7 protein-coding genes are annotated in these 12960 nt (G+C 32.8%); all 7 read right to left on the minus strand.

Annotated features, from left to right (window positions below; genetic code table 11):
* Window positions 1-12: 12 nt before the first annotated feature.
* Complete coding sequence (locus ACEQT4_RS12680) at window positions 13-2421, minus strand: 3-hydroxyacyl-CoA dehydrogenase NAD-binding domain-containing protein (protein ID WP_370228165.1); 2409 nt, start codon at window positions 2419-2421, stop codon at window positions 13-15.
* Between the two features lie 5 nt (window positions 2422-2426).
* Window positions 2427-2882, minus strand: a complete 456-nt coding sequence (locus ACEQT4_RS12685) for a MarR family winged helix-turn-helix transcriptional regulator (RefSeq protein WP_027878619.1) — start codon at window positions 2880-2882, stop codon at window positions 2427-2429.
* 135 nt (window positions 2883-3017) lie between these two features.
* Complete coding sequence (locus ACEQT4_RS12690; RefSeq protein WP_370228167.1) at window positions 3018-4787, minus strand: long-chain fatty acid--CoA ligase; 1770 nt, start codon at window positions 4785-4787, stop codon at window positions 3018-3020.
* A gap of 290 nt (window positions 4788-5077) precedes the next feature.
* Entirely contained in the window at window positions 5078-5884 is an 807-nt protein-coding gene (locus ACEQT4_RS12695) for an AraC family transcriptional regulator (RefSeq protein ID WP_027878621.1), read from the minus strand.
* 68 nt (window positions 5885-5952) lie between these two features.
* Window positions 5953-9627: a phosphoribosylformylglycinamidine synthase gene (purL, locus tag ACEQT4_RS12700; protein ID WP_370228170.1), complete on the minus strand. Its 3675-nt coding sequence runs from the start codon at window positions 9625-9627 to the stop codon at window positions 5953-5955.
* A 162-nt stretch (window positions 9628-9789) separates the two neighbouring features.
* Entirely contained in the window at window positions 9790-11643 is a 1854-nt protein-coding gene (locus ACEQT4_RS12705; protein ID WP_370228172.1) for an endonuclease, read from the minus strand.
* Window positions 11644-11668: 25 nt separating this feature from the next.
* Window positions 11669-12880 (minus strand): RsmB/NOP family class I SAM-dependent RNA methyltransferase, encoded by a 1212-nt coding sequence (locus ACEQT4_RS12710; protein WP_370228174.1) that lies wholly within the window; start codon window positions 12878-12880, stop codon window positions 11669-11671.
* Window positions 12881-12960: the final 80 nt, after the last annotated feature.

A 12960-nucleotide genomic window follows, 5' to 3' on the forward strand; every position in this document is an offset into this window, starting at 1 on the left:
TTTGTCTGTTTTCTAATTACGAAGTGGTTTACCTGTTTTTAACATGTGCTGAATACGCTCTAAAGTCTTACGTTCGGTACATAGACTTAAGAAAGCTTCGCGTTCTAGATCTAATAAATATTGCTCACTTACTTTAGTTGGTTCTGATAAATCACCACCAGCCATAACGTAAGCTAATTTGTTAGCTATTTTTTGATCGTGTTCACTAATGTAGTGGCTTGCTTCCATTGAGTCTGTTCCTACTAAGAACATTCCTAATGCTTGTTTACCAAGTACTTTAATATCTTTGCGCTTTACAGGTTGCGTGTAGCCTTGATCTGCCATTAATTTAGCATGTGCTTTAGCTGTAGCAATTTGTCTGTCTTTATTAACGACAACAATATCTTTTCCTTTTTGTAATACACCTAAATCAAATGCTTCGTAAGCTGAAGTTGATACTTTTGCCATACCTATAGTTAAGAAATACTCTTGAAGAGTATTTAACTCGACATCACCTTTTTTGAAAGTATCTTGCGCTCTTAAAGCCATTTCTTTAGATCCGCCACCACCTGGAATTACACCAACTCCAAATTCAACTAATCCCATGTAAGTTTCTGCAGCAGCAACAACTTTATCTGCATGAAGTGATAATTCACATCCGCCACCAAGCGTCATTCCATGAGGTGCAGAAATAGTAGGAATAGAAGAATAGCGCATGCGCATCATCGTGTCTTGGAAGTATTTGATCGCCATGTTAAGCTCGTCATACTCTTGTTCTGCAGCCATCATAAAAATCATTCCGATGTTTGCACCAACAGAGAAGTTTGCTCCTTGGTTACCAACCACTAAACCAGCAAAATCTTTTTCAGCTAAATCTATTGCTTTATTTAAACCAGCTAGTACGTCGCCACCAATAGTGTTCATTTTAGATTGGAATTCAACATTTAAAATTCCGTCACCTAAATCTTCAACAACTACACCAGAGTTTTTAAATACCTCGTTAGATTTTCTGATGTTATCTAATATGATAAAGCTATCTTGACCTGGTACTTTTTCTTGTGCTTTCTTATCAATATCGTAGAAATATGTAGCTCCATCTTTTACTGTGTAAAACGATGTGTTACCAGAAGCAACCATATCATTTACCCAAGCTGCTGGTGTTTTACCTTCAGCTTTCATAATTTCAAGACCTTTTTCTACACCAATTGCATCCCAAATTTGGAAAGGACCATGTTCCCAACCAAATCCAGCTTTCATAGCATCATCTATCTTATATAATTCGTCTGAAATTTCAGGAATACGATGTGATACGTAAGCAAACATTGCTGCAAAGTTTTTGCGATAAAATTCGCCAGCTTTATCTTTTCCTTTTACTAAAATTGGAAAACGGTCAATGACTTTATCTACAGTTTTTGTTAATTCTAGAGTAGGGAAAGAGGCTCTTTTTTTAGAGCGATAGTCTAATGTATCTAAGTCTAATGATAAAATTTCGCTTTTACCATCGTCTGTTTTAACTTTTTTATAGAATCCTTGACCTGTTTTACTTCCTAACCATTTGTTTTCCATCATGGTATTGATAAAATCTGGTAGTTTGAAAAGCTCATGTGCTTCGTCATCAGGACAGTTGTCGTAAATTCCGTTAGCTACATGTACTAAAGTGTCTAACCCAACAACATCTACCGTACGGAAAGTTGCCGATTTTGGACGACCAATAACAGGACCCGTTAATTTATCAACTTCTTCTATGGTCAATCCTAATTCTTTTACTTGGTGAAATAACGATTGAATACCAAAAATACCAATACGGTTACCAATAAAAGCTGGTGTATCTTTAGCAATTACAGATGTTTTTCCTAAAAATTGTTCCCCATAACCGTTTAAGAAGTCTAAAACGTCTTGAGATGTTTTAGGTCCAGGAATTACTTCGAATAACTTTAAGTAACGCGCTGGATTAAAGAAGTGCGTTCCGCAAAAATGCTTTTGGAAATCTTCGCTGCGTCCTTCGCTCATAAACTTAATAGGAATACCAGATGTATTTGATGTAATTAAAGTACCTGGTGTACGGTGTTGTTCTAGTTTTTCAAATACTTGCTTTTTAATGTCAAGTCTTTCTACAACTACTTCCATGATCCAATCTACATCTGCGACTTTTGCTATATCATCTTCAAGATTACCAGTAGTAATTCTGTTTGCAAAATCTTTGTGATAGATTGGTGATGGTTTAGATTTTAATGATGCTGCTAATGCATTGTTAACAATACGGTTTCTTACGACCTTGTCTTCTAAAGTTAATCCTTTAGCTTTTTCGGCATCGTTTAATTCTCTTGGTACAATGTCTAATAATAAGACTTCTACACCAATATTGGCAAAATGACAAGCAATACCGCTTCCCATAATTCCAGATCCAATAATGGCTACTTTTTTGATTCTACGTTTACTCATTTTTATTAAATGGTTTCTTTAGTATATATTTTTTTATTAGAAATTAACTCGTTTATAGTGTCTGACACTTCATAGAAATGTTTTAGTTTTTCTTCTGAAACGTGTGCTCTTACAGTTTCATTAAAAACTAAAACACGTTCTTTGGCGTCTTTTCTTTTTTCTTTTCCAAACTCAGTAAGATGAATTAAAACACCACGACCGTCGTTTGGGTTAGGTTTACGTTCTATCAAACCTAATTCTTCCATACGTTTTAATATTCTTGAAAGACTAGTTGCTTCCATGCCCATTATTGGTCCTAAAGAGGTAGAAGGTGTACCGTTTTCTTTATCGATACTTAATAATGTAAACCCTGTAGCCATAGTTGTGTCAAACTTTGCAGCTTCTTCGTTATACATTTTATTTACCGCTAACCAAGTGGTTCTTAGCATGTAATCTATCGTTCTTTCTTTTTTGTTTTGCATTAAAATTCTTTTGAAGGTTTTCAAAGATAGTAAAATTTATTATGCACGCATAATAAATTTTTAAAAAAGATTATGATATTAACAAAAAAAGCCATCTAAATTTTAGATGGCTTCTTATTTTGTATTAAAAAATGATTAATTATAAATTTTATCATAAAGATCTTTATAAATATTTTTAATGACGTCTCGTTTCATTTTCATGGTTGGTGTTAATTGTCCACCATCTACAGACCAAACATCTTGTGTAAGTTCAAATCGTTTAATTTGTTCCCATTTTCCGAAACTTTTATTGCAGTTGTCTATTTCTTTTTGGATACGGTCTATAACTATTTGTGATGTTGCAATTTCTTTATCTGATTTACCTATATGATTATGTTTTCTATCAATCCAATCTCTTAAAAATTCAAAATTAGGTTGAATAATAGCTGCTGGCATTTTTTCGCCTTCCCCAACAACCATTGCTTGTTCTATAAATCTTGACTGTTTTAAGTCGTTTTCTAAAAGGGTAGGAATGACATATTTTCCTCCAGAGGTTTTAAACATTTCTTTTTTACGCCCCGTAATTTTTAAGAAACCATCAGGATCAATTTCACCCTTATCTCCTGTATGAAAATAGTCTCCTGTCATTACACTAGCCGTTTTTTCTGGATCTTTGTAGTAACCTTTCATCACGTTTGGTCCTTTAATTAGGATTTCGCCATCTTCTGCTATTTTTACATCTACATTTCTTATCGGTTTACCAACGGTACCAACCTTAAAATGATTTTCTCTGTACATGCCTACAGAAATAACAGGAGATGTTTCTGTTAATCCATATCCTTCCATAACCTTCATGCCTGCAGCACAAAATATGCGTGTTAATCTTGGTGATAAAGCTGCGCTACCAGATACCATAGTAGTTAACTCGCCACCTAAAGCAGCTCGCCATTTACTAAAGATTAATTTATTAGCTATTTTTAGTTTAAACTCGTACCAAGCACCATTTTTACCGTAAGGTTCCCATTGTTCTCCTAATTCTATAGCCCAATGGAAAAGTCTGCTTTTTATACCGCTTAATTCTGTTCCTTTTGCATAGATTTTGTCATATACTTTTTCTAACAATCTAGGTACAACACTCATTAAATTTGGTTTAATATCCTGAGCGTTTTCTGCAATTTTATCTATTGCTTCTGCAAAATAAATACTTGTTCCTGCATATTGATAAATGTAAATTAATACACGTTCAAATACATGGCAAATTGGTAAAAAGCTTAATACTTTTGTTTGACCAGTAGAAATTGGTAATCGTGGTATACTATCTAATACGTTACTAGTAATGTTATTATGACTTAGCATAACACCTTTAGGCTTACCTGTTGTACCAGAAGTGTATATTATTGTAGCTAAATCATCAGGTGTTACTGCATCTTTTCTAGCTTCAACTTCTGCTTGATTACTATCATCTTTTCCTAAATCAAAAAGTTCTGAATAGTGTTTACAGCCTTCAATATGATCAAAAGAGTAAACTTCTTTAAGCTTAGTTTTGTCTTTAACTTTGTTTATTTTTTCTAATACTTCTTTATCTGAAACAAAGCAGTATATAGATTCGCTATGATTTAAAACATACTCGTAATCTTCTGCAGATATGGTCGGATATATAGGAATATTTTGCGCACCAAGTTGTAATACGCCAATATCTACAATATTCCATTCTGTTCTGTTTGTAGAAGAAATTACTGCAATTTTATCGTTTTTATTTACACCTAATCTTAATAAAGCTCTACTTAAAGCATTAGCTTTATCTATATATTCTTTGGTTGAAGTTGCTTCCCATGTACCATTTTTTTTGGTAACTAAAGCAGCTTCTAGGTTGTGTTTTTCAAGTTGGTAATAAGGAAAATCGAAAAGTCGGGTTACTTCAATCATTATATTTAAATGAATTAAGGGGAATGCAAATTATGAAAAAATGATTTAAGGTTAACAAAAATTATTAAAATTTAAATAAAGCTTTCATTTTTTTGCCAAAAAAGGAGCTGTAATTAAACAGCTCCTTGCTAACTGATTGATAGCTTAAAATGATACTTTTAATATATTTATTTAATAACTAACTATTTTTAAATGAATCCCTTAACTTTCATTTAAATTAAACAAATAGTACCATTTGATAGCTAAAGTATTGAATTTATAATGAAACGGGATGTAAAATATCGTAAAAATTAAATTGTTAAATATTTTCTTATTAAAGAATTATCTCTTTTGACGTATTCTGAAGGTTTTATTTTCATAAAAAGCTTAAAGTCACGATTAAAATGAGATAAATCATAATAATTATAAAATTCTAAGGCTTGATTAAAATCAATTTTATTACTCTCGTAAGCTTTCATTAAATGCCAAAACCTATAGAGTTTAATATATTTTAAAGGTGTTAAGCCAACTATTTTTTTAAATTGAATCTCTAGATTTTTTTGTGATATAGTAAGAAATTCTAAAAGTTCATCTACAGTAATTCTCCCTTTTTTTTGATGAATCAAATCTACAGCAATATCAACATAATTAACATTCTTATTATCAATTTTGGGCAAGTCATACATTAAACTTTCAAAGTCTAAAGCAATTTCTTTAGCTGTTTTATCAGGATTAAACAACGGATTTATTTGTTCATAAAATTCATTACAAAACTCTGATAATGGAATATGAGAATCTGTTATAGAAGACATTTGTTTTCCTAATACCTTGTGTAGTGTGGTTGCGCTAAAATTAGCAACAAAAACTCTAACAGGTTTTTTAGGTATAAACTGATAGGATCGGTAAGATTGACCAGATATAACAAGTCCTTTGTTAAAAAAGGACTTGTTATTAATTTTAACTTCATGTTTTACGTCAGAGAAGAAATAGATAATATGACTTTGAGCTGTAGGCAATAAATCTACTACGTAAGGAAAGTCATTTTCTTCAATTTGTACTTCAACAAAAGAGCCAATAAGCTTGTTAGGCCTATGGCAATAAATTCTTTCAAACTTCATTTATAATACTTTACACACTTTTAAGTGAGTGAAATGTAATAAAAAAAGATTGAAATATTATACGGTTTTTAATTTTTTTTGTTTTCTATCCATTTTCTAGCTTTTACAAAAGCTTCTATCCAAGGGGAAACTTCATCTTTTCTGTTTTCTGGATAATTAGCCCAATTCCAAGGGAAAATAGAACGCTCTATATGTGGCATTGTTACTAAATGTCTTCCGGTTTTATCGCATAACATTGCTGTATTGTAATCAGACCCGTTAGGATTTGATGGGTAATCATTATAAGCATATTTAGCAACAATATCATAATTGTTTTCATCTTTTGGAAGGTTAAATTTACCTTCACCATGACTTATCCAAACACCTAAAGTACTTCCTGCTAGTGTTGACAGCATCACCGAATTGTTTTTTTGTACAACTACAGAAGTGAAAGAACTTTCGTGTTTATGAGAGTTATTATGTACCATTTTCCCATGATTTTCATGCTCTGGATTTATCAGTTCTAACTCCATAAATAATTGACAACCATTACATATACCTACAGAAAGTGTATCTTCTCTTTCAAAGAAGTTTTTAATAGCTTTGTTAGCTTTGTCGTTATATTTAATTGCTCCAGCCCAACCTTTTGCAGAGCCTAAAACATCACTATTAGAAAAACCTCCAACTGCACCTAAAAACTGAATATCTTCAAGTGTTTCGCGACCAGAAATTAAATCGGTCATATGCACATCTTTTACATCAAAACCAGCTAAATACATAGCGTTAGCCATTTCGCGTTCAGAGTTACTTCCTTTTTCTCTTAAAATAGCAGCTTTTGGTCTATCTGAAGATTGGTTTTTGTTGTAAAAACTTAATTCGCCAGTAAAATGTTTTGGAAAATAATAGTTTAGCGGTTGTTTTGCGTAGTTTTCAAAACGTGTTTTTGCTAATCCGTTAGCTGTTTGCTTTTGATCTAATAAATATGAAGTTTTGTACCACATGTCTCTTAGTCTAGAAACTGTCATTGTATAAACTTCATCATTATTTATAATACTTAATACATCGCTTGTAGTTGGTTTTCCTATGTTGAAAAACTCAATATTAGCATCATTTAAAACTGTTTCTATTGAATTATCGGAAGCTTGGAAAACTATTCCTGAATTTTCAGCAAATAATAACTTTACCGTGTCTTTTTCATTTAAAGCAGAAAGATCAAGCTCAGCACCTAAATTGATATCTGCAAAGCACATTTCTAATAAGGTGGTTATTAATCCACCAGAAGCAACATCATGACCAGCAACAATTTTTTGGTCTTTTATTAATTGTTGAATCGTGTTAAATACCGTTTTTACATAACCAGCATCTTTAACGTTTGGTGCTTCATTACCAACTTTATTTAAGATTTGAGCAAAACTACTTCCGCCTAATTTAAATTGATCTTGTGATAAGTTGATATAGTATATATCTCCGCCATTTCTTCTTAAAACAGGCTCAATAACATTAGTGATATTATTACAATTTGCTGCAGCAGAAATAATAACTGTACCAGGAGAAATAACCTCTTGGTCAGGATATTTTTGCTTCATTGATAATGAATCTTTTCCTGTAGGAACATTTATGCCTAAGTCTATAGCAAAATCTGAAATTGCTTGAACAGCTTCATATAATCTAGCGTCTTCACCTTCATTTTTACAAGGCCACATCCAGTTTGCAGATAAAGACACCGATTGTAAACCATCTTTTAATGGTGCCCAAACAATATTAGTTAAAGCTTCGGTAATACTATTGCGGCTTCCAGCAACTGGATTAATTAATCCTGAAATAGGCGAGTGACCTATTGATGTTGCTATACCTTCTTTACCTTTAAAGTCTAATGCCATTACACCAACATTGTTTAATGGTAATTGTAATGGTCCTGCACATTGTTGTTTAGCAACTTTACCACCAACACAACGGTCTACTTTATTGGTAAGCCAATCTTTACAAGCTACAGCTTCTAACTGTAACACTTGATCTAAATAATCGTAGATTTTGTCTTTATCGTAAGCGATTTTACTGTAATTAGAAGCTACAGTTTTATCAGTCATTATAGTTTTTGGCGAGCTTCCAAACATATCTTCTAAAGCTAAATCCATTGGTTTGTCACCATTAGTTTTAGACTGGAAAGTAAAGCGGTTATCGTTAGTTACATCACCAACGGTGTACATTGGTGCGCGTTCACGCTCGGCAATTTTGTTTAAGGTTTCGATGTGTTTTTCGGCAATAACTAATCCCATTCGTTCTTGAGATTCGTTACCAATAATTTCTTTAGCAGAAAGTGTTGGATCACCAACAGGTAAGGCATCTAAGTCAATTTTTCCACCGGTGTCTTCAACTAATTCGCTTAAACAATTTAAATGTCCACCAGCACCATGATCGTGAATAGAAACTATAAAATTCTCGTCACTTTCTACCATTCCGCGTACAGCATTAGCCGCACGTTTTTGCATTTCTGGGTTAGAACGTTGTACAGCGTTTAGCTCTATTCCTGAAGAAAACTCACCTGTATCTGCAGAAGAAACTGCAGCTCCACCCATTCCGATACGGTAATTCTCTCCACCAAGAATTACAATTTTATCACCATTTTTTGGAGTGTTTTTTAACGCTTGATCTGCTTTACCGTAACCAATTCCGCCAGCTTGCATAATCACCTTATCAAAACCTAAAGCTTTAGCATCTTCTTTATGTTCAAAAGTTAAAACAGATCCGCAAATTAAAGGTTGTCCAAATTTATTTCCAAAATCTGAAGCACCATTACTGGCTTTTATTAAAATATCCATTGGTGTTTGGTATAACCATTTGCGTTCTGGAAACGCTTTTTCCCACGGACGATTGTCTTCTAATCTAGAATATGAAGTCATGTAAACCGCTGTTCCGGCTAAAGGTAAAGAACCTTTTCCTCCAGCAAGTCTGTCTCTAATTTCTCCACCAGATCCTGTTGCAGCACCATTAAAAGGCTCGACAGTAGTAGGGAAGTTGTGTGTTTCTGCTTTAAGCGAAATAACAGATTCATAATCTTTAGTTTGATAAAAATCCGGAACATCTGCACGTTTTGGAGCAAATTGTTCAACTACTGGACCTTTTATAAAAGCCACGTTATCTTTATAAGCAGAAACGATATCGTTTGGATTAGTTTCTGAAGTCTTTTTAATTAATTTGAAAAGAGATGTAGGCTTTTCTTCACCATCGATTACAAAAGTACCATTGAAAATTTTATGACGACAATGCTCACTATTTACTTGAGAAAAACCAAACACTTCAGAGTCTGTTAATGGTCTTCCTATTTTTTTTGAAACGCCTTCTAAATACTCAACTTCTTCATCACTTAAGGCTAAACCTTCTTGAGCGTTGTAAGCAGTTATATCTTCTATGTTTTTAATGGCTTCTGGTTGAATGTTTATAGTAAAACTATCTTGATTTAAACCATTAAATTTCTCTGAAATCATAGGATCATAATCCTTAAAATCTTGTGTGCAAGATTCAAATTCTTCAATTCTAATGATGCCATCAATGCCCATATTTTGGGTGATTTCTACTGCGTTGGTACTCCATGGAGTAATCATTGCTGCACGTGGACCAACAAAAAAAGCATCTAAGGATGCTTGTTCTATTTTAGGCTGGTTGCCAAATAACCACGTTAATTTATTGATAGTTTCAGTAGATAATTCTTTTGTTGCTTGAACAGCAAATACTTTACTGTTTTGGTTTCCGAAGAAATGAATCATTATTTCAGGAGTTTTGTGTTGTTTTTAAAGCATCAAATTTACATCTTTTAGTTAGATTATTTTATTAAAAAGTTGTCATTTTTTTTTAGTTATTCACGTGGTTATTAACCATAAAAAAAGCGACATCTTGGTGTCGCTTTTTTTATTAACAAGTTTGATAACTTATTCTCTAATTAATTTTTTTGTAATACTACCATTACTAGTTTCTAGTTTTAGGATGTAAATTCCTTTTTTAAGACTAGATACATTAATTTTTTTGTTGTTTGTAGTTACCGTTCCGCTTAAAATTTTCTTACCTAAAATATCATAGATTTGATAGCTAGTTGTTGATTTTACGTCTGCGTTTAAAGTGTTTCCTTTAATTGGGTTAGGGTAGATTTTGAATGTTGATTTTTCAAAATTTGAAGTTGATAATGTAGGTTGCCCCAAACTATCACAAGTGTCTTGAAGATAACTATCCCATTCTGACAAACTAAAAGAAGTTGTAGGATTAGTAATAGTAGACTTTCTAACTAAAGTAGTGTTTTGAGCAAAAGTAGAAGAGTTACCTTCTTCTCCTATAATATCAATTAAAGTTCCGTTTTTAAATAAACCAATAGCGTCATTACCATTAAATCCTGTGATTGTATTATTGGTGTAATCTGCTTCAGATTCGCAACCTAAAGATAGTCCGCTGTTTACAATTACGTAAACATCTCCAGCAGCAATTGAAGCACCTGAAGGAAAAGAAACATCACTTCCAAAGCTATTACCGTTTGAGCCTAATCTTAAAGTGTAATTTGCTAATTGTACAGTTGAGTTTGTATAATTAGCAATCTCTAAAGCTTTATTATTACCGCTACCTTCTATGTACTCAGAAAAGAATAACTCGTTTATACCTGCTGGAACATTTGTTGTCATTTCACAATCTTGATTACTTACATTTGAAGTATTTCCTGCTGCATCTAAAGCATAAATTGTAAAGCAGTAGTTAGTTTCTGAAGTTAATCCTGTAACAGTAAAATTAGTTACAGCTGTTGAGGTGTTTGTATAGAAAGAGCCATCTACAAAAATATCATAACTTGCTACAGCAACATCGTCTGTTGAAGCCGTCCAAGTTAAATCTATTGTAGATGCAGTAGCATTGGATGCTAGTAAATTTGTTGGAGTAGTTGGCGCTGTAGTGTCTGTTGAAGGATTCCAAATTAAATTAGCATAAGCTGGATTGTCTACAAATGGGTTACGATTACCTTGTGATAGATAAGCAGCATCATTTCGGTCTATTTCAAATTGAGAAGGAGGATATGTATTATGCCAATCTAACATAGTGTTAATAAACCAAGTTTCATAAAATTGATCACTTGTTCCGTTTAATGGATTGTATTGAACTGTATGTGGATCCCAACCTGAGTCGTCCCAATTGTCTTCGTATCTTACTGCAAAATATAACATTGCACGTGCAACATAACCTTTAAATTCGTCTATAGGTTCAAAACACCTTCCTGTGTAACCATAATTATTTCCTGTTCCCCATTTAGAACCATTACTGTAAGATGTATTAGTACTTGTTACTACACCAAATGGGTAATTACTACGTCCATTATTTACAAAACCATCTGTAGGTATTACGTGATGGATATCTGATACCATTGGAAGGTTTTCTGAATTATTAAAAAATCCTTGAGGAAATAAATGTTCTCTATTATAGCATTGTCCTTCTGCGTTGTATGATCCACCACATTGGTCTGAAACAGAATGATTATAATTATAAGTATCTGTTTGTGATGGTTTTTCTGTATAAATATCTAATACAGAGCCATCGTTTTCATAATAGTTATCGGTATCTGTTAATGCGTATTCTTGATATAGATTATCATAACTATTACTATTCCAGGTATGACCATTTGTTATGATAACTTTTAATTGTGTTTTTAAGGTATAACCAGTACCTGTTGCTGTACTGTAATATCCTGCAGGAACTTGAGCAAAGCCAAAAGATGTAATTAATAAGGCTATTAAAATGTAAATTTGTTTCATTTAGTTTTAATTTTGGGAGAATAATTTATTTTCTTTTTAATAAAGCCATGTAAAATCCGTCAAATCCAGACTCATGAGCCAATATTTTTTTATCTTTTACAAATGTAAAATTCTTTCCTTCTTCTGAAGCTAAGAATTTATCTACCTGCTCTTGATTTTCTGATGGTAAAATAGAACATGTAGCATAAACTAATTGTCCGCCAGATTTTACCATTTTAGAATACGAACTTAAAATTTCGGCTTGCGTGTTTTTAATTCGGTCTAAAAATTCTGGCTCTAATTTCCATTTAGCATCAGGATTTCTTCTTAAAACGCCTAAACCAGAACAAGGTGCATCAATTAAAACACGGTCTGCTTGGTCATGTAATTTTTTAATGACTTTGGTAGAGTCTATATGTCTAGGTTCAATATTATGCGCGCCATTACGCTTTGCACGACGCTTTAATTCTTTCAACTTATTTGCATAAATATCTAAAGCAATTATTTGTCCTTTATTTTGCATAATAGAAGCTAGGTGTAATGTTTTACCGCCAGCACCAGCACAAGTATCTACTACACGCATACCTGGTTCTACTTGCAAAAAGTCTGCCACTAATTGAGATGATGCATCTTGAACTTCAAACAATCCATCTTTAAAAGCTTCGGTTGAAAACACATTAGCACGTTCTTTTAAACGTAATGCGTCTGGATAATCTTTTAAAGTTTCGGTGTCTATATCTAAGTCAAAAAGAATATTTTGAAGCTTTTCTTTAGTCGTTTTTAAGGTGTTTACTCTTAAAATTACATCTGCTTGCTCGTTAAGGGCTTGGATTTCTTTAGTCCATTTGGCTTCTCCAAGTTCTTTTACAGCAATGTTGTCGATCCAATCTGGAATAGACTCTTTAATTTTTCTAATTTTAGAAAGCTCGTCAAAACGTCCTTTAATTTTTCGTGTTGGTGTGTTTTCAAAATACTTCCAATCTGGTAATTTAATTCCTTTTAAAGTTGCCCAAACCGCAAACATACGCCAGATATCATCTCTACTAAAAGGTTCTTTTACGTTAGCAATTTCAGCATATAAACGCTTCCAACGTACGATGTCGTAAGTGGTTTCGGCTACAAAAGCACGATCACGACTTCCCCAACGTTTGTCTCTTTTTAAAAGTTGTTGTACTACTTTGTCTGCGTATTGACCTTCGTTAAATATTTGAAGTAAACCGTCTACGGTTGCAAAACATAAGTTTCTGTGTAAGCGCATATTTTAAAATTTAAAAGCAGACAAAGTTAAGGTTTATATGTGGATTTTGAATGACTTTGTTAAATATTTCAATTTGCTTT

The organism is Mesoflavibacter sp. (assembly GCF_964226795.1).
GTDB lineage: Bacteria > Bacteroidota > Bacteroidia > Flavobacteriales > Flavobacteriaceae > Mesoflavibacter > Mesoflavibacter zeaxanthinifaciens.

Excerpts from the sequence above, each read along its gene's own strand:
- ACEQT4_RS12680 (WP_370228165.1), bottom strand. The coding sequence starts at position 2,421 with ATGAGTAAACGTAGAATCAAAAAAGTAGCCATTATTGGATCTGGAATT.
- ACEQT4_RS12685 (WP_027878619.1), bottom strand. The coding sequence starts at position 2,882 with ATGCAAAACAAAAAAGAAAGAACGATAGATTACATGCTAAGAACCACT.
- ACEQT4_RS12690 (WP_370228167.1), bottom strand. The coding sequence starts at position 4,787 with ATGATTGAAGTAACCCGACTTTTCGATTTTCCTTATTACCAACTTGAA.
- ACEQT4_RS12695 (WP_027878621.1), bottom strand. The coding sequence starts at position 5,884 with ATGAAGTTTGAAAGAATTTATTGCCATAGGCCTAACAAGCTTATTGGC.
- purL (WP_370228170.1), bottom strand. The coding sequence starts at position 9,627 with ATGATTCATTTCTTCGGAAACCAAAACAGTAAAGTATTTGCTGTTCAA.
- ACEQT4_RS12705 (WP_370228172.1), bottom strand. The coding sequence starts at position 11,643 with ATGAAACAAATTTACATTTTAATAGCCTTATTAATTACATCTTTTGGC.
- ACEQT4_RS12710 (WP_370228174.1), bottom strand. The coding sequence starts at position 12,880 with ATGCGCTTACACAGAAACTTATGTTTTGCAACCGTAGACGGTTTACTT.